Annotated in this window: 23 protein-coding genes and 1 pseudogene; 3 read left to right on the top strand and 21 right to left on the bottom strand. The window is 43.4% G+C overall.

What is annotated here, in order from left to right; translation table 11 throughout:
• Nucleotides 1-11: 11 nt before the first annotated feature.
• The 6 genes from B5F18_RS03905 to B5F18_RS03880 form a co-directional block, all read right to left on the bottom strand.
• Nucleotides 12-2303 (bottom strand): hydratase, encoded by a 2292-nt coding sequence (locus tag B5F18_RS03905; protein ID WP_087156366.1) that lies wholly within the window; start codon nt 2301-2303, stop codon nt 12-14.
• A 67-nt stretch (nt 2304-2370) separates the two neighbouring features.
• Nucleotides 2371-3462, bottom strand: coding sequence for a PucR family transcriptional regulator (locus B5F18_RS03900; protein WP_087156365.1), 1092 nt, complete (start codon nt 3460-3462; stop codon nt 2371-2373).
• A 9-nt stretch (nt 3463-3471) separates the two neighbouring features.
• Nucleotides 3472-4818, bottom strand: a complete 1347-nt coding sequence (locus B5F18_RS03895) for a glucose-6-phosphate isomerase (protein ID WP_087156364.1) — start codon at nt 4816-4818, stop codon at nt 3472-3474.
• Nucleotides 4819-4947: 129 nt separating this feature from the next.
• On the bottom strand, nt 4948-6372 hold the full coding sequence (pyk, locus tag B5F18_RS03890) for a pyruvate kinase (RefSeq protein ID WP_087156363.1): 1425 nt from the start codon (nt 6370-6372) through the stop codon (nt 4948-4950).
• Nucleotides 6373-6448: 76 nt separating this feature from the next.
• Nucleotides 6449-7264 carry a hypothetical protein gene (locus B5F18_RS03885; RefSeq protein WP_087156362.1) on the bottom strand — a complete coding sequence of 272 codons (816 nt, stop codon included), beginning with the start codon at nt 7262-7264 and terminating at the stop codon, nt 6449-6451.
• Between the two features lie 125 nt (nt 7265-7389).
• Nucleotides 7390-8082 (bottom strand): 5'-methylthioadenosine/adenosylhomocysteine nucleosidase, encoded by a 693-nt coding sequence (locus B5F18_RS03880; protein ID WP_087156361.1) that lies wholly within the window; start codon nt 8080-8082, stop codon nt 7390-7392.
• Nucleotides 8083-8359: 277 nt separating this feature from the next.
• Here B5F18_RS03880 and B5F18_RS03875 point away from each other — a divergent pair, with 277 nt between their 5' ends.
• Nucleotides 8360-8605, top strand: a complete 246-nt coding sequence (locus B5F18_RS03875; RefSeq protein WP_087156360.1) for a TIGR03905 family TSCPD domain-containing protein — start codon at nt 8360-8362, stop codon at nt 8603-8605.
• Between the two features lie 328 nt (nt 8606-8933).
• Here B5F18_RS03875 and B5F18_RS03870 read toward each other — a convergent pair whose 3' ends face one another.
• Nucleotides 8934-9368: a DUF6147 family protein gene (locus tag B5F18_RS03870; RefSeq protein ID WP_087156359.1), complete on the bottom strand. Its 435-nt coding sequence runs from the start codon at nt 9366-9368 to the stop codon at nt 8934-8936.
• A gap of 75 nt (nt 9369-9443) precedes the next feature.
• Entirely contained in the window at nt 9444-10259 is an 816-nt protein-coding gene (locus B5F18_RS03865) for a DUF4367 domain-containing protein (RefSeq protein ID WP_087156358.1), read from the bottom strand.
• Nucleotides 10260-10408: 149 nt separating this feature from the next.
• On the opposite strand from B5F18_RS03865, the gene B5F18_RS03860 reads away from it, so the two are divergent.
• Nucleotides 10409-11479, top strand: a complete 1071-nt coding sequence (locus B5F18_RS03860; protein ID WP_087156357.1) for an undecaprenyldiphospho-muramoylpentapeptide beta-N-acetylglucosaminyltransferase — start codon at nt 10409-10411, stop codon at nt 11477-11479.
• A gap of 50 nt (nt 11480-11529) precedes the next feature.
• On the opposite strand, the gene B5F18_RS03855 is transcribed toward B5F18_RS03860, so the two are convergent.
• Nucleotides 11530-12072 (bottom strand): RNA polymerase sigma factor, encoded by a 543-nt coding sequence (locus B5F18_RS03855; protein ID WP_087156356.1) that lies wholly within the window; start codon nt 12070-12072, stop codon nt 11530-11532.
• A gap of 44 nt (nt 12073-12116) precedes the next feature.
• The gene (locus tag B5F18_RS03850) at nt 12117-12524 is read right to left on the bottom strand and encodes an HIT family protein (RefSeq protein WP_087156355.1); all 408 of its coding nucleotides are present in this window, start codon (nt 12522-12524) and stop codon (nt 12117-12119) included.
• 90 nt (nt 12525-12614) lie between these two features.
• Between B5F18_RS03850 and B5F18_RS12870 the strand changes: the two are divergent.
• Nucleotides 12615-13322: pseudogene (locus B5F18_RS12870) on the top strand (sensor histidine kinase); the annotation flags it as partial.
• A 15-nt stretch (nt 13323-13337) separates the two neighbouring features.
• Here the strand turns inward: B5F18_RS12870 and B5F18_RS03840 are convergent.
• The 11 genes from B5F18_RS03840 to B5F18_RS03790 form a co-directional block, all read right to left on the bottom strand.
• On the bottom strand, nt 13338-13949 hold the full coding sequence (locus tag B5F18_RS03840; RefSeq protein WP_087156494.1) for a rhomboid family intramembrane serine protease: 612 nt from the start codon (nt 13947-13949) through the stop codon (nt 13338-13340).
• A 105-nt stretch (nt 13950-14054) separates the two neighbouring features.
• Nucleotides 14055-14801: a DUF6382 domain-containing protein gene (locus B5F18_RS03835; protein ID WP_087156353.1), complete on the bottom strand. Its 747-nt coding sequence runs from the start codon at nt 14799-14801 to the stop codon at nt 14055-14057.
• Between the two features lie 4 nt (nt 14802-14805).
• A complete protein-coding gene (locus B5F18_RS03830) occupies nt 14806-15213 on the bottom strand; it encodes a TadE/TadG family type IV pilus assembly protein (protein WP_087156352.1) in 408 nt (135 codons plus the stop codon).
• On the bottom strand, nt 15210-15656 hold the full coding sequence (locus B5F18_RS03825) for a prepilin peptidase (protein ID WP_162607529.1): 447 nt from the start codon (nt 15654-15656) through the stop codon (nt 15210-15212). The genes B5F18_RS03830 and B5F18_RS03825 overlap by 4 nt, the downstream gene beginning before the upstream one ends.
• Nucleotides 15644-16453: a pilus assembly protein gene (locus B5F18_RS03820; RefSeq protein WP_143468351.1), complete on the bottom strand. Its 810-nt coding sequence runs from the start codon at nt 16451-16453 to the stop codon at nt 15644-15646. The genes B5F18_RS03825 and B5F18_RS03820 overlap by 13 nt, the downstream gene beginning before the upstream one ends.
• Before the next feature lie 78 nt (nt 16454-16531).
• Entirely contained in the window at nt 16532-17896 is a 1365-nt protein-coding gene (locus B5F18_RS03815) for a DUF5702 domain-containing protein (protein WP_087156349.1), read from the bottom strand.
• A complete protein-coding gene (locus B5F18_RS03810) occupies nt 17897-18076 on the bottom strand; it encodes a Flp1 family type IVb pilin (protein ID WP_330394094.1) in 180 nt (59 codons plus the stop codon).
• Nucleotides 18077-18091: 15 nt separating this feature from the next.
• A complete protein-coding gene (locus B5F18_RS03805; protein ID WP_087156348.1) occupies nt 18092-19357 on the bottom strand; it encodes a type II secretion system F family protein in 1266 nt (421 codons plus the stop codon).
• Nucleotides 19344-20102, bottom strand: coding sequence for a type II secretion system F family protein (locus tag B5F18_RS03800; RefSeq protein ID WP_162607528.1), 759 nt, complete (start codon nt 20100-20102; stop codon nt 19344-19346). Before B5F18_RS03800 ends, B5F18_RS03805 begins: the two co-directional genes overlap by 14 nt.
• Nucleotides 20059-21270: a CpaF family protein gene (locus tag B5F18_RS03795; protein WP_087156346.1), complete on the bottom strand. Its 1212-nt coding sequence runs from the start codon at nt 21268-21270 to the stop codon at nt 20059-20061. Before B5F18_RS03795 ends, B5F18_RS03800 begins: the two co-directional genes overlap by 44 nt.
• Nucleotides 21257-22222, bottom strand: coding sequence for a hypothetical protein (locus B5F18_RS03790; RefSeq protein ID WP_087156345.1), 966 nt, complete (start codon nt 22220-22222; stop codon nt 21257-21259). Before B5F18_RS03790 ends, B5F18_RS03795 begins: the two co-directional genes overlap by 14 nt.
• Between the last annotated feature and the right edge of the window lie 132 nt (nt 22223-22354).

Raw genomic sequence — 22354 nt, 5'->3', positions numbered from 1 at the left:
TTTATTTTGTATTACCCTTTATAGTAGTTGATCAGACATCCTTTTAGAATGATTTCTCTTTCATTGTCTGTCAAATCTCCAAGGTAGAATGTCACTTCTTTCAACGTCTCTCCCACAACGTACGCTTTGATCTCGGACGCTTTTTCTTCCACAGCTTTTCTCACATCCGGAACAAATATGTAGTCTCCGTTCGCAAACGGCAGATTCTCATGGTCCTCTTTTGTGAGGAATGGGAGCATACCCCAGTTGATGAGATTGGAGCGGTATCTCTTTGTAGCGTACTCGTTCGCAATGTTCGCCCAGCCTCCAAGCACTTTCTGGCAGGAAGCAGCCTGCTCGCGGGCAGATCCGTCTCCTGGTTTCACTGCAAAGATCGTACTTCCGATTCCAAGATTTCCCTCTCCCACGCAAGGATAAGTTTCCCTGATTTTTGCCATCACCGGTTTTAACTCGTCCAGAACTTCAAGAGGACATGTCCCCTCCTCAATGGCTTTCTGTGCTTTCTGCACTTCTTTTGCCCTTCCCACATATGCAGGATCCTTTCTGGAAAGCGCAAACTCTGCAAGTCCCAGTGGGTTGGAGCGGTAAGAGGATGTCTCCCCGGAAGGAATAAGCTCATCCGTTGTAGTTACCGGGTCATGGATTTCAGAAACAATCTTCAGAAGAAGATTTTCCGGAAGCGCAGACATCTTTGGCCAGTCCTTGATATTCGGACCAAATTTGATCTCCACAGAAGGATCTGCCACTCCATGACTGTCAAATACACGGTTTGCATAAATATTTTTATCAAAATGATAGGTTGGATTTTTGTATTCCACATCCAAATCTGTTGCCGGAGTGAGGAATCCTTTGTTTGCAGCTGTTGCCGCAATTGAACGCGCATCCATGAGAGCCACGGATGCGATCTGTCCGCTCTGCAGTTTGGAACCTTCCCTGTTCGGAAAGTTTCTCGTTGTGTGGCGGATACTGAGCGCATCGTTTGCCGGCGTATCCCCTGCTCCAAAGCACGGACCGCAAAATGCCGTCTTTAGGACAGCTCCGGTATCCATCAGATCTGCGGCAGCACCGTTTCTCATAAGCTCAATATAAATCGGCGTACTTGCCGGGTAAACACTCAGTGTAAACTCGTCCGCACCAATATATCTTCCTCTCAGTATGTCCGCTGCGGCACAGATATTTTCAAATCCTCCTCCTGCACATCCTGCAATGATCCCCTGCTCCACATAGAGCTTTCCGCCGCGGATCTTGTCCTGCAGACTGTAATCCACCGCGCCGTCAAGGCTTATCTTTGCCTTTTCTTCTACTTCGTGGAGAATATCCTTTAAGTTTGTATTTACTTCTTCGATCGTATAGGTGTTGCTTGGATGGAACGGCATGGCGATCATTGGTTTTACTTTTCCTAGGTCCACGTAGACCATTCCATCATAGTATGCCACTTCTCCAGGATTCAGCTCCTTGTAATCTTCGGTTCTTCCATGTATGTCATAAAATTCCTTGATTTTTTCATCTGTCTTCCAAATGGAGGAAAGACATGTAGTCTCTGTAGTCATAACATCAATGCCGATTCTGAAATCTGCGCTTAAGTTGTTTACTCCTGGACCTACAAACTCCATCACTTTATTGTTCACATACCCATTGGCAAAGGTGGCTCCGATAATGGCAAGCGCCACATCCTGAGGCCCGACTCCTTTCATTGGCTCCCCATCCAGGTACACGCCCACAACTCCCGGCATCTTGATATCATACGTTTTGTTGAGCAGCTGTTTCACAAGCTCAGGCCCGCCCTCGCCCATAGCCATCGTTCCAAGGGCACCGTAGCGGGTATGGCTGTCTGAGCCAAGGATCATCTTTCCTCCCCCTGCGAGCATTTCCCTTGCAAACTGATGGATAACAGCCTGATGAGGCGGTACATAAACCCCGCCGTATTTCTTCGCACATGTCAGACCAAATACATGGTCGTCTTCGTTGATCGTTCCCCCGACTGCACACAAACTGTTATGGCAGTTTGTCAGCACATATGGAATCGGAAATTTCTCCAGCCCTGACGCTCTGGCAGTCTGGATGATTCCGACAAACGTAATATCGTGGGATGTCAATTTATCAAATTTAATGTTCAGGCGCTCCATATTGCCTGATACATTGTGTTCCTTCAAAATCCCATAGGCGATCGTCTCTTTTGCTGCCTCCTCTTTGCTGACCTGTCTCCCCGTCTTTGCAGCAATCTCTGCCTGCGCCTTAGGTGTATCCTCGACAATCTCTGTTCCGTTTACAAGATAAGCGCCCTGATCATATAATTTCACCACGTTTATCTGCCTCCTTTATCTTATTATTTTCTCAACATTTTAACACACTAAATCAACGCAGACAAGTTCAGTCTTTTTTCAGGTATTTCAGATGCTCTGCAACCATCATGGCAATCTTAAATGTCAGCGCATCGTCAAACACGCGCACATCCAGCCCGATTGTTTTTTGTATCTTTTCCAACCGGTAAACCAAAGTATTCCGATGCACATACAGTTGTCTTGCCGTCTCTGAAATATTGAGGTTGTTCTGGAAAAATTTGTTGACCGCATAGAGCGTCTCCTCCTCAAACTCCTCCGCTTTCTTTCCCTCAAACACTTCCCCAAGAAACATCTCGCAAAGAGACACGGGAAGCTGGTAGATCAATCTCCCAATGCCAAGCTCGCCGTAAGCGATGATATTTTTCTCCGAATAAAAAATCCTGCCCACATCCAAAGCCATTGCTGCTTCTTTGTAAGATTTGGACACCTGTTTTAAATCACGTACCACACTGCCATATGCCACACGAACCTTGATCATGGCCTCCGCGCTCAATGTATCCACAATGGTCTTTGCAGTCTTCTCAATAACGCCTGCCTGATTTTTCTCATCCAGCGTTTTCACAAGGACAATATGGTTTTCGTCTATGGATGTGATAAAATCCCGGCCGCTCATAGCATAAAGCCCTTTCAGAGTCTCCAGGACAATATTGTCCTCCTCGTACTTAGGTTCAATGGAGAACACAACTCTTGGCACATCGGTCTCAATGTGCAGTTTCCTTGCCTGGTTGTAAATATCCACAACCAAAAGATTGTCCAAAATCAGGTTCTGGATAAAGTGATTTTTATCCGGATGTTCGTGATATGCCAAAAGCAATGCCTCAAACTCTGAAACACAAAGCCTTCCGGCAATCTCCATACCGCCCTCTTTGTAGCTGTACATGGCCAGCACATAGACCGGGGTTTGTTCGTAGCAGACTGAGAACAGCCCAACCCCTTCCTCTGTCTTTACTCGTTTATCCGGGAGCTCCCGGATAAACGCCTTGACACCATCAGCCAACAGGCCGGACGCATTTCCTGTCTCCAAAATGCAGATGCCGTCCATATTCCAGATGGACAGCTCTGCTCCTGTAATTTCACTGATATCCACCAATGTGCGGTGGAGCACTTGATTCGATAACATAGGCGTTCCTTATAATCTCTTTAAGAGTTCTTCTCTCTGTTTTTCAAACCCCGGTTTTCCAAGAAGGGCAAACATGTTCTTCTTGTAGCTCTCCACCCCAGGCTGATTGAATGGATTTACGCCAAGCATATATCCACTCACACCGCAGGCAAATTCAAAGAAGTAGAACAGTTCTCCAAGGTAAAACTCATCCTGCTTTGGGATACTGACTTTCAGGTTCGGCACATTTCCGTCCGTGTGCGCAAGGATCGTTCCGTTCATCGCACTCTTGTTTACAAAGTCAACGGATTTCCCCGCAAGATAATTGAGCCCGTCCAGATCCACTGGTTCTTCCTTCAAAATAATCTCTTCGCAAGGCTCCTCCACTTCCATCACAGTCTCAAACATAATGCGGTTTCCATCCTGAATGAACTGACCCATGGAGTGCAAATCTGTCGTCAAATCCACAGATGCAGGGAAAATGCCTTTCTGGTCTTTTCCCTCGCTCTCCCCGTAGAGCTGTTTCCACCACTCGGACACATAGTGAAGACTTGGCTCATAGTTTGCAAGAATCTCCACCACTTTTCCCTTGCGCAAAAGAATATTGCGGATAGCTGCGTATTTGAGCGCATCATTTTCCTCGAATGCATTTTCCAGAGCCTTCTTTCTTCCTGACTGTGCTCCTTCCATGAGCTTGTCAATGTCCGCACCGCTGACTGCTATCGGAAGAAGTCCCACTGCTGTGAGAACTGAGAAACGTCCGCCCACATCATCCGGCACTACAAATGTCTCGTATCCTTCTTCTGTTGCAAGATTTTTGAGCGCTCCCTTTGCTTTATCTGTAGTCGCGTAGATTCTCTTTGCAGCCTCCTCTTTTCCATATTTCGCCTCGATCATCTCTTTGAACACGCGGAAGGCAATGGCCGGCTCAGTGGTTGTGCCGGACTTTGAGATGATATTGATAGAGAAATCCCTCTCCCCGATAACATCCATCAAATGTCTGATATATGTGCTGCTGATATTGTTTCCAACATAATAAATTTCCGGAGTTTTTCGCACTTCTTTTGAAACCATATTGTAGAAATTATGTCTCAAAAATTCAATTGCCGCTCTCGCCCCAAGATAGGAACCGCCGATTCCAATGACTAGGAGCACGTCGGAATCCTCTTTGATCTTATCCGCTGCTTTTTTAATTCTGTCAAACTCCTCTTTATCGTATTCCACCGGCAGATCGATCCATCCAAGAAAATCATTTCCCGCCCCGTTTCTGCTCAAAAGCAGATCTTTTGCGTCCATGACCTGTTTTTCTATATTCTTGACTTCTTCAGCTGTAATGAATTTTTCAGCCTTTTTATAATCAAATGTTACTTTTGCCATTTCTATCTCTCCTTTAATTTTATATTAAAACAAATTACACCGTTTCTATTTTAACAAAGAACCTAACCCTGTGCAAGCAAAAGGGCCTGCACACCATGCAAATATCCTGGTGTACAGACCCTTCTTCTTCTAATATTCACCTACAATGCTTGTCTTAATAATGTTTGTATTTCCTGGTTTCCCAAGAGGTACGCCGGCTGTGAGCACGACCACATCGCCGTCCTCTACAAAACCATGTTTCTGTGCAGCCTCAACTGCATGGAGGAAAAGGATTTCCATACTGTATTCCTCGTGAATAAGGATCGGGTATACGCCCCATGACATGTTCAGCTGTCTGCACACATGCTCATCTGTGGAGCAGTCCACGATCATACATTTCGGACGGTATTTGGAGATATTTCTCGCTGTTCTTCCCGTCTTGCTGACTGTGATAATAGCCTTTGCGTCCAATTCAATGGCAGTCATACAGCATGCATGTGAGATCGCTGCTGTTATATCCGGCTTTTCTTCCCTTTGCCGCATTGTGAAAATACGTTTATAATCAATATCTTTTTCCGTACGTCTTGCAATCTTCACCATTGTCTGGAGCGCTTCCACAGGGTACATTCCGGCTGCGGTCTCCCCGGAAAGCATGATCGCGCTTGTCCCCTGATAGATCGCATTTGCAACGTCCGTTGTCTCTGCCCTTGTCGGTCTTGGATTTTTCATCATAGAATCCAGCATCTGTGTTGCCGTGATGACCTGTTTTCCCGCGTGGTATACTTTCTGGATGATCATCTTCTGGATGATCGGTACTTCTTCAAGAGGAATTTCAACCCCCATGTCTCCTCTGGCAACCATGATTCCATCCGCTGCATCTATAATCTCATCAATATTGTCCACACCCTGCTGATTTTCAATCTTTGCAATAATCTTAATCTTCTCGCCGCCGTTTTCTTCCAGAATCTTGCGAACCATTCTGACGTCATCCGGAGTTCTCGTAAAGGATGCCGCAATAAAATCAAACTCTTCCTGGATTCCAAAGAGAATATCGTCATAATCCTTTTGGCTGATAAATGGCATGTTTACAACAACACCTGGAACATTGATTCCTTTTTTATTGGATACTTTGCCGCCGTTTATAACCTTACAGACAATGTCTGTACCTTCTACACGTTCAACCACCATGCCGATCAGTCCATCGTCAATGAGAATACTGTCGCCTTTTTTTACATCTTCATAGAGTTTTTCGTAAGTAATTGCCACTTTTTTCTGAGTACCTGCAAAGTCTCCCACACCCAGTCTAAACTCCTGGCCTTTTTCCAGCACAACGCTTTCATTCTCAAAAGTTTTCAGACGGATCTCCGGTCCCTTTGTATCGAGAAGCGCTGCCACAGGCCTGTTGTATTTCGCTCTGAGTTTTCTGAGTTTCTGGATCCTCCCGCGCTGTTCTTCGTGCGGTCCATGGGAAAAATTGAATCTTGCTACATCCATCCCCTCTTTGATGAGTGTCTCTAAAACATCTCCCTTATCGGTAGATGGTCCTAATGTACAAATTATCTTAGTCTTTCTCATCGTCTTTCTCCTTTTGTTCAAACAATTAATTACCTTACTTTATTCGGGAAAATAATAGCACACGTACAAATCAGTGTCAATTCTGCGCCAAAAATTCCTCCAGTATTTCTCGGATAGCCTGTTCCCTTGATGCCTCCTCTTTTTGTTTCTCCAGCCTGTCACTGATATCCACAATCTCCTTCTCACTCACACCCTCTGTATTTTCCTCTGTTTTCCCATTTTTCTCCTTTATTTCAATTGCAAGCCCCACATGCTCTGATGGATCTTCTTCTGTCTTTTCATCGACTGCTGTTTCCTCCGTGGATACCTCTTCTTTTCCGTTGGTCTCCATTTTGCGCACAGCTGCCTCTTCTTTTTCTCTTTCCCTCAGACTCATCTTTTCCATCCTGTGCGCATAAACATTTTCAAGGTAATCTGTCATGTACACCTGCGCGGTATCCAGAAGATATCTCTCATCCGCAGAAATATAAAATACAATCAGCAGCACAACCGCGGCGCCGCCAATGCCTGCATAGTAAAACACCTCATCCCGCATGCCGTACTCATAATAGCTGAGCATGGCTCCCACCGCAGCTGTAAGTCCCAAAAGCCAGGCTGACTGTTTCTCCAGCTGCTGCCATGTATGGATCTTCAGTCCCAGTATTCTGTACTCATACAGATATTTCTCAATGAACGCCTTCACATTCTGTACCTTGTCGCTGACCATGCATGCATGTTCAAATTTTGCCTTCAGAAGTTTCATCAGCCTATGGCTGCTCAGATTCATATTTCCGGCAGCTTTTGCCATTCTCTTCAGTGAAAACCATGTGATCATCTTGCTGACAAGCCCTATGGCTGCCAGAAGCCCCATCACAACAAATAAGATTCGGTTGTCTGCGATTGTCTTTAACATAATAAAAGAGCCTCCTTCTTTTTTATCGCTATTATAGCTTGTACAAACTGCGAAAAAAAGAAGGAAAACCCCAGAATCGTTCAACAAAATCCGCCCTTTTTATTCGAATTTGTTAGATTTCTCTATTACAGTTTTGGCATCAGAGCCCGGATAAGCCTTACAGAATGCTCGATTGCCTTCTTTTCAAAGGTCGGATAATCCATGGTGGCACTATTGTCAGCTTTGTCCGAAATAGCACGAATGATGACACACGAAATTTGGTTCAGATAGGCTGCGTGAGCGATCGCAGCTCCCTCCATCTCCGTACACTTTGCCCTAAAAAGTTTCACAAGCCGGTCCTTCACCTCGCTGGATGAGACAAACTGGTCGCCGCTGACCACCCGCCCTGTAAATGTACGCACATCAGGGTTTGCCTGCTCATTTGCCTCCACAGCCTTTTTTACCAACTGCTCATCCGCAGGGAAAGAAAATGTATCCATCCTCGGCACCTGCCCTACCGAATCTCCGAAAGCACTTGCATCCATGTCATGCTCCACTGCATCCGTGGAAATCACAATATCCCCAATATCAATGTCCGCATCAAGAGAGCCTGCAATTCCCGTATTGATCACAACATCCACGCCAAACTGGTCTGCAAGCACCTGTGTACAGATCGCTGCATTCACCTTCCCGATCCCACTTTGTACCACAACGGTTTCCTTTCCGCACAATGTTCCTTTATAAAACGTCATGCCCGCAATGTCTTTTACCTCTTCTGCCTCCATCTCGTTTTTTAATACCTGAACCTCTTCTTCCATTGCTCCGATAATTCCTATCATGACCTCTTTCTCCTTTTTTGTAAGTTTATATTTGTATGATGTTTCATCTGCATTCTCTGCACATATACATTAAATTTTAAAATATATACTTGCTCCCCGTCAATCCCACACTTTCCAGCTTGTTACCCTTCCGGTTTCTTTGCATTGTCCATTCCTTGTTGTTTTCTTTGTTTCCAACAACCAAATTAAAATAAGATTCTACATCCCTACTACAAGTTAGCTGTGGAAATTCACACGATACTTTGTTATAATTCTATGCAAAAAGGAGGTTTCAAAAATGGATTATAAAACAAAAGGAGTCTGTTCCCGCAACATCAGTTTTGAGCTCACAGAGGACAATAAAGTAAAAAATGTGCAGTTCACAGGCGGATGCAATGGAAATCTGAAAGGAATCGCAAGTCTTGTCGATGGAATGGATGTAGATGAAGTCATCAAACGTGTCGAAGGAATCACCTGCGGTTTCAAAGGCACTTCCTGCCCGGATCAGCTTGCTCAAGCATTAAAAGAAGCGGTTAAAAAATAGCTGCTTTTCATATAATAATAAAGCAACAAAGCGGAAAGTCCGCATCGAATTCTCTAACTCCCTTCCCAAGGGACCTGCTCTGGTTTGCATATCGTGCATTTTCTCGGAGGGCTTTTTATCATGCGGACTTTCCTGTATAATAAAAAAGAATGGTTTCTAACCATTCTTTCTGGCGGAGGCCATTACAGTTGTCACAGACCACTCAAAATTTACTATAGATTTGCTCGTGGGGAGCAAAGTGATTGGTTTCTCTCAATGTAAGTTAATTGGTTACATTGGGGTCTGTGACAACTGTAATGGCCTCCAGGTGTATTTATTTGTAGGTAAATCAGTCGATAAGAATTCCGTTTGTGTAAGAACCACTTACATCTGGTCCTGCATAATGACTGCATGACACACGGTAATAATACCCTTTTGGCACCTTGAAATCTTTATAAGTGGTAATGCTTGTCCCGGTTTTCTGCGCTCCCCATGATGCGTAAACTTCCCAATCTCCACCAACTTTTCTCTCTAATCTAACATACACAGAAACCGTTGTAGTTCTATGTGCATCCGTTGAACCAGATGCCCTAACAAGGCCATCCCCTACTTTGCTAATACGCGATATCCCCTTTTGTAAATAAGCACCCCTTGGGTCAATCTGTGCACTTCCTATATATAATTCTTCTGATTTTCCGGTATCTTCTGCATTCACAGTCAATAGAGAAAAATTCATACAAAACACCATTGATAATATTCCAAAAAATACTTTAACTTTTTTCATTTACTTTTTTCCTTTCTTAAATCCCTAGTCCTATATAATATATAACGTCTTTCTTTTTAAAAACTTACGCTTTTATTAAAAAAAGTACAAATTTTGTAAAATTTTTTCTAATTCCTTCCACGGTATAATTCCGGAAAAAGAATATGCTACATTATTATATTTAAATCCTGCCTCGTATTCTATTTCACCTGTTTCTTCTATCTGATATTCTTTGATGGCAATGTCTATTCCAGAAACTACCATCTTCCATTCATCAATCAGTTTGTCTTCTATATCCATTCCATAAGAAGTCTGTGTGTAATTAGCCTGAATTCTGTATGCCAATGTCTTTCCATTATAATCAAATTCAAGCCTGGCTAAATACAAATCCTTCAGAATTTCGTAATCCTTAAATACTGTTCCCCTTGGTACATAGTTTATCCTTATAGGTTCAATCCCCAATTCTTCTTTTATATTTTCAAATGCCTCTTCTTCCTTTCTAACACCAGAATTGACTTTTTTTTCGTTTTTAGTATCTGTTTGTGTCATCTCTCGCCCGCCAACTTTCTGCTGCATTGTCTCCAGTATATACTGTGGTCCGCCCACGCTTGTAACCCCGGCCCCAATCACCAGCACAGCCGCCGCTGCCACAAGGCCACAGGTCTTTTTCCTGCTGAAACCAACCTTCCTTCTTGTGTACCTTGGAACCTCATATGAATCGTCAAGCTGTTTGCTAGTTGCCTTCTCCTGCTCAAAAGCATTTATCTTTACCATAATCTGCTCGTACATTTCGTCCGGAACTTTGACAGTGTCCAGGTCTTTGTCATTTTCCACTTCTTCCAGTGTCTCTTTAGCCTCTTTTTCAAATTCTTCCCGTAAATACTGTTCTATGTCACTCTGTTTTTTCTTCATATGACACCTCTTTTCCAAATACTACTGTTACAAGTCCATATCAATGCTGCCTGGCAAATATCTTTTTGGGCTCTTCTTTTAAACTTTCTTGACGTTTCCTCTCAATCTGATAAGATTATTTTGTAAAGATTTATTTAGGAGGAACGTCTATGAAACGTATTGTGTTAACCGGTGGAGGAACTGCTGGCCATGTGACGCCGAATATCGCTCTTCTTCCGCGTTTAAAAGAACTCCACTACGATATTCAATATATTGGTTCTTACGAGGGAATTGAAAAAGATTTGATCACTCCTTTTCAGATCCCCTATCACGGAATATCATCAGGGAAACTCAGACGATATTTCAGTATGAAAAACTTCTCAGATCCTTTCCGTGTCCTGAAAGGATTTCGCGAAGCAAGTCATTTGATCAAAACACTGAAACCGGATGTCATTTTCTCCAAAGGCGGGTTTGTGTCTGTTCCCGTTGTCATGGCCGGAAAACATCATCATGTACCGGTGATTATCCATGAATCCGATATGACACCGGGACTGGCAAATAAGCTCTCCATTCCTTCCGCATTTAAGGTGTGCTGCAATTTCCCGGAGACATTAAAATCTCTTCCGGAAGATAAGGCAATCCTGACCGGTTGCCCAATCCGTCAGGAACTGTTGCACGGCAACAGAACGGCTGCTTTAGAGTTCACAGGATTAACCTCCGGAAAACCGGTTGTCCTCATCATTGGGGGAAGCCTTGGTTCTGTCGCTGTCAACAATGCTGTCCGCGGAATACTTCCTGAGCTTTTGAAAGATTACCAGGTTATTCACCTGTGCGGCAAAAACAAAACCGATCAATCCCTGAAAAACACCAAAGGCTATGTACAGTATGAATACATCAAGGATGAATTGAAGGATCTGTTCGCGCTCTGTGACCTTGTCATCTCCAGGGCAGGAGCAAATGCCATCTGCGAACTCATTGCACTCCATAAACCAAACATTCTGATTCCGCTGTCTGCCAACGCAAGCCGCGGAGACCAGATCCTGAATGCCCGCTCTTTTGAGAAACAGGGATACAGCATGGTCATCGAGGAGGAAGAGCTTAGCAGTGAATTACTTCTGTCTTCAATTCATAAACTGTACCAGGAACGCGAATCCTATATCAAAGCCATGAAACACTCCTCTCAGCAAGACGCGATAACAACTATTACCAGGTTGATCGAACTTGCTGCAAACAAAAAATAATGTACAGAATTTTGGAAGAGAGTATTGCTTTAACCAGCAATACCCTTTTCCTATTTCAGCTCTTTGAATCTGTCTCCATAATTTTCTTTTATCCATTGTTTTGCTCTATGAAGTACGCTGTATAACATCTCAACTGTCATTCCCAATTCCTCAGCAGCCTCTTTCTGTGGTTTCCCCATCACGTATGCCAATACAACTGCATCGTGCCAGCGGACATTCTTTTTATACAGCGCTTCAAAGATTTCTTCTTTGAATTCCTTTACTTCTTTTTCATGTTCTGTTTTCAAAATATGATATTCCGCGCTGTTCTCAGCTAGTCTGTCAAAGATTCCAAGTTCATCTGCTGTCTCCATATCGTACAGAGTTTCCCGTACCTTTTTCTTTGTATGACCGTATGCAAGTCTCTTCACGGTAATTGTCAGCCACGCTTTCACTTTGCACTCTTCCACATGATCCATATGTTTATATAGTTTCAAAAAGGCAATCTGTGTAAGTTCATTCGCGACATGGACATCATCCACATAGTGCATTGCAGTCTTCAGAGTTGTCAATGCGAATTTGTTGTAAATGTCCTCAAAATTTTCTCTGTTCATTTAGTTCTCTCACAATGAATATTTTCTCTTATTGTTATGGAAGTCTATTTCATCTTCTCAAGCAGTTCATTCTTAACCTCTTCCGTCAATTCTCCCATAGACCATCCTAAGCCTACCTTGTCGTCTTTATAGCGCGGAATCAAATGCATGTGAAAGTGAAATACTGTCTGTCCTGCTGCTTCACCATTATTCTGTACGATATTAAATCCATCACACCCAAGTACTTCTGTCAATTTTGTGATCATTTTCTTGGCCAGCACAAGAACCTTTGATGCTGTCTCATCATCCAGCTCATACAGGCTTTTAAAATGTTCCTTAGGCAGAATGAGCGCGTGACCCTTTGATGCCGGGGAGGCATCAAGAATCACCCTGAAATCTTCATCCTCGTACAATGTTGCCGTAGGAATTTGTCCATTTGCCAGTTTACAGAAAATACAATTTTCTTCTTTCATGTTTGTTCCCTCTTTCTTTATTATATATTTTCAATCCGCAAAAAATGTCGGAATTTGAACTATAAATTTGTTTGTATAACTTTTCCCTCAATGCTACACTATTCTCAAATTAACAAAGTACAGAAAGGCAGGTTACCTATGATTCAAACCAAAGATTACCAGGAATTATATACATATTTAGAATGCAGTCCAAAGCACCAGGAGCTGTTAAGACAGCTTAACGTTGCCAATGAAATGACATTGAGCCGTATATCTCATGAGTTGAAAAATGCACTCACGCTTATTTCCGGTTCCACACAGCTGCTGTCCATCCGCCATCCCGAAATCAAAGATTTCAAAGAATGGAGAACTCTTTTATACGATATAGACAGTGCAGAGCAGCTTCTTGATGAACTGTCAAGCTATAATCACAGCGGCAGTCTGACAGTCAACACTTTTCATTTCGGAAATTTTCTCAAACACCTCTGTCTTTCTTTTGCCGCATCCCTTTCTGATTCGGACACAGAATTTACCTCCCGCATCAGCGAAGAGATGGGGGTATTCAGGGGAGACCGCGTAAAACTTTTAGAAGCTTTCTTGAATATCCTAAGAAATGCGGCTGATGCAGTTTACGGAGGAAAAATCCTTCTGGAAGCACTGCGGACTTCAGATAAAATCGAAGTAATCATCACTGACAATGGGTGTGGGATGGAACCAGAACAGCTCGAACACATCTTTGAGCCTTTTGCAACCTTTAAGGAAAACGGTACTGGAATTGGTCTTGCCATTTCCGAGCGCATCATTCACGCTCATGGCGGAGATATCAGCGTAAAATCAAAATTGTCCGAAGGCACTGTTTTTGTCGTTTCTCTTCCGATATACCAAAACGGATATGAGAAAACCGCCAATCAGTCCTCCAAGATGTGCAAAATTGTCAACACCGCTGCTTGTAAACCCGAAGTACAAGCTTAAAACAGCCATGAACATTAACCCGCGCTGTGATAAATCGGCAATATGACCGTGATTGTATATTGCCATATATATAAGTGCCCCGATGAGTCCAAAGATTGCTCCTGACGCACCGGCACTCACTGCAAACTCTCCGCTATTGATGTCCATAAGCATGGAGAGCACATTCCCTGCAATCCCTCCAAAAAAATAAATGATGAGAAATTTTATCTTTCCCGCTTCTTCTTCCACGTATCTCCCAAGTACGAGTAACAACAGCATGTTGTTAAAAAGATGCGGGAAACTAAAATGAAGAAACATGCTTGTCACCAATGTATAGTAATCCCCGGCCAGAACCGCCGGCACATACATGGCCCCATGACGCATCATATACAAACCGCTTTCGACTTCACCTGTGTTTGATAAAATAAGAAAAACCATGATATTTACAACGACAATCGCTATTGTACATATCGGTAATTTTGTTTGACTGTTCATGTAAGCAGGCGCCCTTTCCACTTTTATTTCTTAATCATTATAGTAGATTCGGTCTCAAGTTTCAATTCAACATCCAAATTTTCCCACATGTATTTTCTGTCTTTTTTATTCTTCAAAAAATTCTTCCCACTCCCCCCAGTTCTTATTTCTGTATTTTTTTATCTTTTCCATCAGCGTTCTTTTTTTTCTTTTTCCGCTGTATATCTCTGTTTCTTGCTCAGCAATCTCTTCCTGTTCCGGAATTTCTTCCTCCACTCTTGTTTCGTAAAGATTCCATTCTTTTTGCTTTTCAGCCATAAATTGTTCTTCTGTCTCTTCTTTCTCTTGCTCCAATAGCTGTATAAGATCCGAAAAATGGAAGTTCGACTCCAGCGCAGCCCTCTGAAACCTGGACGCCAGATACATACTCTCCTTGTCCGTGAAATCTGCCTTTTCTACAAAATATTCAAAAAGATGAAGTAATTCCTGTTTCATCTCCTGTTTCTCCATGGGGTAATAACAGAAATAAAAATTCCCTTTTTCCATAAAAATAAATTCCGGCTCCAGAAGCACGTTTTCACTGTCCAACAAATAATCCTTCCACACTTTCTGGAGCTCCCAGAATTTCCGAATAAAATTTTGCATCTCCTCCCCTTTCATTTTTGCCTTTTCATACACTGCCTTCATCGAAACCTTTCCGTTGATTTCATATAGAAATTGTGTATTATTATCCACTCCTCTGCTGGATACAGGGAGAAGTCCGGGGATTTGATTTGTCTCCATCATACACATCTGATACTCTTTTTCATATATTCCTCTTGTCTCCACAACAATATAAGCCTTGCTCACATCTTTTGTATAACCTGTCTCCATCTTCTCACTCTTTTCCTAACTGCTTTGTCCATCTCTTTTTCTCTCTGAGTACATCCTCAGGTCTGGTTATGGCACTCCCGGCTCTGGCGCTGACTTTTACCTTTCCATGACTCATACTTGCATGCACAGACAAAAAATCATCCTCACAGACAATCTTCACTTGAGCATTGGAAAAAAAGATTGTTTTCTTCTCTATCCGATCCTTAAAATATGTCTCAAGCATTTCTGTATTTCCCTTGTCATATCGCTCAGCTCCAAACACAGCAGCCTCAAATGCAGCTCCTTGCAGTATATTCTTGTCATAATAATAGAAGAAGAGCATGACTGCTGTTGCTATCATCAATACGAAAAAAGCGCTAAGACATGCCATTTCAACCACCATAACTCCCTTTAACTTTTTTTTCTTTTTCATATCACTCCGGCCCCCAGGTAACCAAGAAACAAAAAAGGAAGAAACGGCATGCTCTTTTTAAGAGAATCTTTGTGAAGACCTTCTTTTAAAACCACTCTTACAAATACACAGAAAAAGGATAACAACAAAACACCGATCATTCTCCAAATTCCAAGATGTGTCCCAACAATACCAATGGCAACGCTGTCCGCATATCCTATTTTTTCCTTTGTCCTATAGCTTATAAAGGTACAGCCAACGCCTAAGAGCAGCCCTGAAATTCCCAGACGGAACTGCAACATCTGACCGGCAGCAAGTAAATACACCATCTCCAATGCCGCCACTGCCCCCGAAACTATTAAGTATATCACAGGCACTTCCTTTGTCTTCCAGTCCTTGAATGCCATAACTCCCAGCAAAGCCAGCAGTGCCAGCGTAATTCCCATTCTCACTATTTCGTACATTTTGAACATACTCCTTTCCCTGCCACTTCTCTAAGCGGCACTGTATAGATTTTTCTTTTCAATTTACTGCACTGCAACGACAAATGATAGCGATTTCCCGTGCTTGTGACATAGACGACCCCTTTTTCGATATATTTTTTGGTACAGGAAGAGCATGGATAATATTTTCCACCGGATTCATTTCTAATACCTTCAACCTCCTCTGCTGCCACTGGCTGGACAGACAGGTTCAAATATGTACAGGAATAATCTGTGTGATATACACTTCCTGTCTCTGTAATGTACACCAGAGTCTCCTCCCCCTGTGCGTTTTCAACTCCTCCCCTGTATCCGGTCCACCCCTTTATATCCAGGGAGTCTTCACATAAAATTTTTGAGGAAAGCCATCCGGGGAGAGGCGTGTTCATCCGATAGCTCACCTTTAAATGTATTATTCCGTCATAATGAGAGATTCTCGATCCGCCGCAGTCAAGTCCTTCTTGACCACCCTCTATCATACTTCTATTCAACCTGCCTTCTCCGATCGTTCGCACCATTGTCTGTTCAATTTTTTTGTCAGACAACACCGGCGACATGATAACCTCCTGTGCTGTTTCTCTTGCTGCTGTCCATAGTCCCATATAAATATTCATCCTTATATCCGCTATCTCCAAAAGACAGACAAATGCACAGATAGCTGCCAAAAAAATCGGAAAAGCAAGTGCCGTTTCTAGTGTCATGCTGCCTTGAAACCGAAAGGGGCCTGACGATGCCCTCTCCTTATGAAGTGGTTTGAAAATTTTTATCCGATGTGCCAAATAAGTCTTCTCCTTTCCTGATTTTTTATTTGTCTATGTATGGGGAGTCAGGAGAGGACATCGTCAGGCCCCTTTCCTCTATTCATATGCATATTGGGTTTCAAAACGATAGGTGATATCCCCTGGAAGTATCCCTGTACTTTTTACTTTCATTGCACAGATACATGCATCGGCCCGAAAAAATGTACATCCCATCCTCTCCTTTAAATTTAACTCAATCAAATCGAGCATCCTCATATTTAATACCCCGGATTTTTCCTTGAGAAATAGAAGCTGCAGATAGTCCTCATATACCCATCCTTCTCCCTGGTCACCAACCTGCGAATCCCCTATATTCCAAATCCCCGACAAGCTTAATTTCCATGTGGCCTGGGATTTTTCAAAAGGCACCCTGCCTCCTGCCAGCAAAGTTTTGATATCCAGGACAGCCTCCGCATAGGACCACACCGCCAGCAAAACCTGACTGAGCGCATCCGTCATCTCAGGTATGAGCAACAGGATACAAAGTGCTGTTGCCGCAGCCTTTGCTTCCGCCTTTTTTGCCTCATCCTGCTGTATATAAATATAATTTGGAAAAAAACGCAAAAGAACCAGCTCCCCTACTGTACTCTCCAGATTTTTTTCATCCGATTCCTTCCCTGCAAGAAGGTACTCCACCTCATACTCGATTCCTCCTGTTCCCTTGTCCTTGGAAGTAACACTATGGAAATGGTCTCTGATATATGCTCCTATGTATGCTTTTTCTAAAAGTTCAGATGACATTTCCACCTCTGCGAACAATCCATTTCCACTTAACCGGTTCCTTGCGGAAGGCAAGTCTCTTAAATCCACTGTATTTGCAGACAGTGATTGATCCTTTGGAAACACAAGACCCAAAAGACTTCCTGAAAAGATAGAGGCCAGTTTTTTCAATGGATTCTCCCCTTCCTCCGGCTCTTTTCCCTGAACAGTTTCAAACTGTTCTTTTATTCTGTCCAAATCATCTGCAGCATTTGCTTTGTCTTTTTCTGACTGCTCCAGAGCATTTTCTTTTTCTTTTGTCTCCTCCAGTACACCCACTCCGTATTTTTTCTCCATACTCCTCAGTATTTGACTGCGCAGCGGTGCCCCACTTTCATCGCTTAAAAGCCGGATATCCGAAACCTGATGGGAGAGCATACCCCCATCGTAAAATCCAATTCTTTCCCTTACATTCTTTTTCAAGGTTTCCACCGTATATTGTCCCTGTTTTTCATAATTTCCGTCAATTGCCAAAATTCCATAGTTATCCCACAGATTTTTTTGGTACTCTGCAAATACACACTCAACTGCCCTTAATGTATCCGCCTTTCTGTAGTTTTTTCCGTTTTGGATGGTAAGCCCAAATGTAAGGCACTGAACCAAAACCAAAAACAGTGAGATGAGAAGACTTAAAAATACAGTCACACTGCCTTTTACTCTCATCTATATTCCTGCACTTTCACTTGTAATCTTTTCAAAAATTGTCTCCACAAGATTGGTCAGCTGTTCCTTAAAAATAATGACCAATCCAATAAGTACCACCAGTATCAGGATTACCTCTACAACTCCGATCCCATCTTCCTCCTTCATCATGTGCTTGATACGAATCCACAGTCTCATCATACGTCCTCTTCCTTTCTACATCGTTGAATATACGGACAAAAAAGCAGGCACTATCACAATGACAAGTACAATACAAAGCATCACAAACATGGGTGCCAAAAGTCTTGTTCCTGTTTTTTCTCCTTCCTTTTCCGCCCTCTGCCTGCGTTGTTCCAGCGCAATCGCAGCCTCTGTCCTCAGCATATCGCCAAGTCCTTTTGTCCCTTTCCTAACATTTCTTGCCAAAAGACTCCCAAGTTTTCTGTATTCCGCTGCCTGGCACCGCTCTCCAAAATTTCCGTAGCTTTCCACCTCAGGAATTCCACTTTTCATCTCCCGTAAACTGTATTCCATTTCCGCGTAGGCATAGTGGCCCTCCTTTCCCAGTCCACTTTTTTCATAGTCTTCAACAATTTTCTGCCAGGCTCCCTTCACCGTCATACCTGCACCTACGAGTACAGCCATCTTGCTGACTATCAGAGGATAGTCACCCTGCATCTGTTGTTTTCTTTTCTGCCTTTTTTCGGCCTCCTTCTTTTGAAAATAATAAGGCAGGACTGCCACAAAGCCCCCGCCGAACAAGAGCACCACATACCATCTGTTTTGCCTGGAACGCTGCCAGGTAATTTTCCTTCCGTTCACCTCATTTGGAAGAATCAAGTACTCCTCCTCATCTGTCCTCTCATCCGCCTTCTCCACCTCTCTGGCAAGCTCTTTTTGAAAGAGCTCTTCACCAGAATATGCGGCCGGACAAACACGCACCTGTGTCTGAAAAGACGCCTGTTCTTCCTGACACCAAAGTTGAGCCTCCAACTTTACAAGGATTGGTTCCATGACTTCTTTTTTTATTTTCCCGTCACTTCCTAAAACCGCCGGTGTATCAGACTTCCAGGTAATGTCAATCTGTCTTTTTTCTATCCGCATTGGCAGATTTAAATCCATTGTCACATGGTCCAGAGAAGAATTCTCCCCGGCCATCTGCTCCTCCAACTCATCTATTGCACGTTCCAGCTGTTCCCTTGCTTCTTCCGGAGTATATTTTTGAGCGTTCACTTCATATGTAAACGGATAGATATTGTTGTCCTCATCCTTTACAGTCAATGTCTCCTCCTTTACATTTTCCTCTCCTCTTTTCAGGTAATTTCCCCGGAAGATTTTTGCTGCCTGATTGTCAGTAAACGCAACCATTCCAGTCAATGCCAGTACGATTGCACCAAAAATGATCTGAAGTCTTTTGATTTTTTCCCCATATTTTATTTTTTTGCCTTGTATTATCCACACTTCTCTCTTAATACTCCACACTCAGTATTCTCCTCCCCCAGAAATATGCCCCCGCATAGAGGAAAAGACAAACAGTCATTACAATTCTGCCTGCGAGATTTTCATACAATATCTGCATAAAATCCGGAAAGCAAATGCACATATAGCCAATGATCGCTGCCGGAATCACAGACATGATGCGAAATTCCATTCTTTTTGCCGCAGCCATCACCTCAATCTCCCTTTGCACATTCTGTTTGACATGAATCTGCCCGATGGTGTTTTGTATGATCTCTATTAAGTTTCCGCCGCTTCTTTTGGCAACAGAAAAAATCTGAGCAAAATTTTGCATATCCTCCATCCTTGTCCTGTCACCACATTCCTGCCATACCTGTTCCACAGGAATGCGCAGTTTCAGCTGTTTTTGCATATAGTCCAGTTCCTTTATGAAAACACCTCCCTTGGTAAATATTTTCATTTCTTCTTTGTACATTTCCTTCATCGCATTCTCAACTGAATATCCGGCCCTGAGCGCTGCGGATAAATAGCGGAGTCCTTCCTGAAACTGTATCTGGAATTCCTCCTGTTTCTTTTTGATCTTCCCCTGCTCCCACATATAAAGACAGGGAAACATTCCGACAAGTACAAGAATCACACATGCTGCCAGAGTGTGATAAAAAAGATATCCTGCTGCGGCACAGAGGAAACCTGCTCCTGCTGCGGCACACAGGTACTCTTTCTTTTTAATATCCTGCCTCCACAAACTTGTCCCTTTTCTTGAGCTCACCCACTTTTTTGAGCACCCCCTGTATTTTCCCATGATCGACCCCCGTTTCTTCAAATCGGAATAAAGGATTCAGCCTGACCTCTCCTTTTTCATAATCCAAGATTTCTACGATTTCCAGCACCCTCCTTGTCTTATCCCTAAGCCTTCCAAGATGAATCAGAATATCCAGCCCGGACGCTATTTGCCTTTGTACTGCTTCAAGCGGTATATTCATTCCCATCAACACCATTGTCTCCAACCTGCCAAGTGCATCTTTTGCACTGTTGGCATGAATGGTCGATGCTCCGGGGTGCCCGGTGTTCAGAGCTTGCAGCATGTCCACAGCCTCCACAGAACGCACTTCCCCCACAATGATCCTGGACGGACGCATTCTAAGAGCAGCTTTGATAAGCTGCCGGATGCTGATCTCCCCTTCACCTTCTGTGTTGGCATTTCTGGTCTCCAGCCGTACAAGGTTGGGAAGCCCCTCAATCTGCAGTTCTGCGTTATCTTCAATTACGATCATTCTCTCGTCTTTTGGGATAAAATCAGACAGCGCATTTAGAAATGTTGTTTTTCCGCTGCCCGTGGAGCCGCTGATAAGAATATGCATCTTTGACTGCATGAGCACTTTCAAGAATTCCGCCGCCTCCTTGCTTACAGAATCCCACTCACACAATTGCTCCATCGTGATTCTCTGTTTCGGAAATTTTCGGATCGTGACTATGGGACCGTTGAGGGCCACCGGTGAAAGCACCACATGTACCCTGGAGCCGTCCGGCAACCTGGCATCCACGATGGGTGTGCTCTCATTTACAATCCGGTTTACGCCTGCCACGATCTGCTGGATAATGTCCTCCAGTTTTCCCTTGGAAATAAATCTCCTGCCGGACTGGGAAATCCGCCCTCCTCTCTCAATGAAGATATTCTGTGTCCCATTGATCATAATCTCCGTGACAGCGTCATCTTCCAATAGTTCCTGGAGGACATTGAGCTTTCGAAAGGAATTGAACAGCTCCCTTCCCAACATACTTTTTTCCCTCAGAGGAAGAAATTCCTCTTCTGTTTCTTTTTCCACAACATGGTAGATCAAATCCACCAATTCCTCGTCATCCACCTCCCTTGTCAAATCCATTTCCTCCAACACCTGCTCTTGCAGCCGTTCCAGTTTTTCTTCATGTCTCTCCATCTTCTCCTCCTCGCTCAAATGTTTCCAGAATTTCTCTCCTCCAATCCTTTCCCATATCTATCCAGCAGATCCGCTCTCCAAGATTTGCATATCCTGTGCGCTGCAGATCTCTCAAAAACCGCTTTATTTTTAGGTCACTGTCAGCTGTAAAAGGGGCAAAAACTTTCCCGCACTTATCCAGAAACCAGAAAAGCTCCTGACATATCCCCTCAGGCTCCACAATCACATATTCATAAGCCCCTTCATCGAGTATTCGCAGGGCAATCTGATACCACTCCTTTCCCCCTGCCTGACAGACATCCTCCCTGGATACAGGAGGGTTCAGATACTGCATCCTTCCGTCGTTGGGGGCTGCTGCGCTGACCTTAATGCCAATCCTGCACGACTCCTGACCTGCAAAATAAAGGAGATCCGAAACGGAAAACCCCTCCTCTTCCGGCTGCACTTCCAGAACCGTGTAGGCATCCGTGGAGAAATAAAGTGTTTTTCCCCTTTTGGCACACACCCTGGCCATCTCCCATGCAAAGGTTGTCTTCCCGATACGGTTTATGGGAGAATACACTGCCACTATCTGCCGGTTTCCCTTTTTTACAGGCCGAAAACAAGATGGATCTTCATCCTGCATACAGATATCAAGTATCTCCTTGAAAATACTGTCCGCTGACTGATATTTAAAGATTTGACGGACATTTTTTCCCTTTTCTTCACTGGCAGAGTAACGGTATAGAAAAATCATATGGTCTGGAGCGAGTCTTTCTCTTATCTCTTTTTCGATGCCATCATCCACGATCAGGATATGGATCCCCTGCTCCTTTGAAAATTTCTCCGCCAGATGCGAATCGTGCATGATGTGAATCTGAAAATTCATCTCCTTTTTCTCCAAGAGCCACTGTGCCAGACGATTTGCATACACTGCCTCACTGTCACAGATCACAATATTTTTACTCCTCAAAAAGCAGCACCTCTTTGTCTTTTCATGGGATTTTTAAAGATTTTGTCGAAATGTGTCTTAGAATTGGAATCGGAAGTTCCAAAATTATTTTGTAATATAATTATAACTATGTATTTCTGATTTGTCCAGTAC

Source organism: Lachnoclostridium sp. An181, assembly GCF_002160325.1.
Classification (GTDB): Bacteria; Bacillota; Clostridia; order Lachnospirales; family Lachnospiraceae; genus An181.
Note: the sequence above shows the minus strand (reverse complement) of the source record. Positions and strands in the feature narration are given on the sequence as shown.

Excerpts from the sequence above, each read along its gene's own strand:
- B5F18_RS03900 (WP_087156365.1), bottom strand. The coding sequence starts at position 3,462 with ATGTTATCGAATCAAGTGCTCCACCGCACATTGGTGGATATCAGTGAA.
- B5F18_RS03895 (WP_087156364.1), bottom strand. The coding sequence starts at position 4,818 with ATGGCAAAAGTAACATTTGATTATAAAAAGGCTGAAAAATTCATTACA.
- pyk (WP_087156363.1), bottom strand. The coding sequence starts at position 6,372 with ATGAGAAAGACTAAGATAATTTGTACATTAGGACCATCTACCGATAAG.
- B5F18_RS03885 (WP_087156362.1), bottom strand. The coding sequence starts at position 7,264 with ATGTTAAAGACAATCGCAGACAACCGAATCTTATTTGTTGTGATGGGG.
- B5F18_RS03880 (WP_087156361.1), bottom strand. The coding sequence starts at position 8,082 with ATGATAGGAATTATCGGAGCAATGGAAGAAGAGGTTCAGGTATTAAAA.
- B5F18_RS03875 (WP_087156360.1), top strand. The coding sequence starts at position 8,360 with ATGGATTATAAAACAAAAGGAGTCTGTTCCCGCAACATCAGTTTTGAG.
- B5F18_RS03870 (WP_087156359.1), bottom strand. The coding sequence starts at position 9,368 with ATGAAAAAAGTTAAAGTATTTTTTGGAATATTATCAATGGTGTTTTGT.
- B5F18_RS03865 (WP_087156358.1), bottom strand. The coding sequence starts at position 10,259 with ATGAAGAAAAAACAGAGTGACATAGAACAGTATTTACGGGAAGAATTT.
- B5F18_RS03860 (WP_087156357.1), top strand. The coding sequence starts at position 10,409 with ATGAAACGTATTGTGTTAACCGGTGGAGGAACTGCTGGCCATGTGACG.
- B5F18_RS03855 (WP_087156356.1), bottom strand. The coding sequence starts at position 12,072 with ATGAACAGAGAAAATTTTGAGGACATTTACAACAAATTCGCATTGACA.
- B5F18_RS03850 (WP_087156355.1), bottom strand. The coding sequence starts at position 12,524 with ATGAAAGAAGAAAATTGTATTTTCTGTAAACTGGCAAATGGACAAATT.
- B5F18_RS03840 (WP_087156494.1), bottom strand. The coding sequence starts at position 13,949 with ATGAACAGTCAAACAAAATTACCGATATGTACAATAGCGATTGTCGTT.
- B5F18_RS03835 (WP_087156353.1), bottom strand. The coding sequence starts at position 14,801 with ATGGAGACAGGTTATACAAAAGATGTGAGCAAGGCTTATATTGTTGTG.
- B5F18_RS03830 (WP_087156352.1), bottom strand. The coding sequence starts at position 15,213 with ATGAAAAAGAAAAAAAAGTTAAAGGGAGTTATGGTGGTTGAAATGGCA.
- B5F18_RS03825 (WP_162607529.1), bottom strand. The coding sequence starts at position 15,656 with ATGTACGAAATAGTGAGAATGGGAATTACGCTGGCACTGCTGGCTTTG.
- B5F18_RS03815 (WP_087156349.1), bottom strand. The coding sequence starts at position 17,896 with ATGAGAGTAAAAGGCAGTGTGACTGTATTTTTAAGTCTTCTCATCTCA.
- B5F18_RS03810 (WP_330394094.1), bottom strand. The coding sequence starts at position 18,076 with ATGATGAGACTGTGGATTCGTATCAAGCACATGATGAAGGAGGAAGAT.
- B5F18_RS03795 (WP_087156346.1), bottom strand. The coding sequence starts at position 21,270 with ATGGAGAGACATGAAGAAAAACTGGAACGGCTGCAAGAGCAGGTGTTG.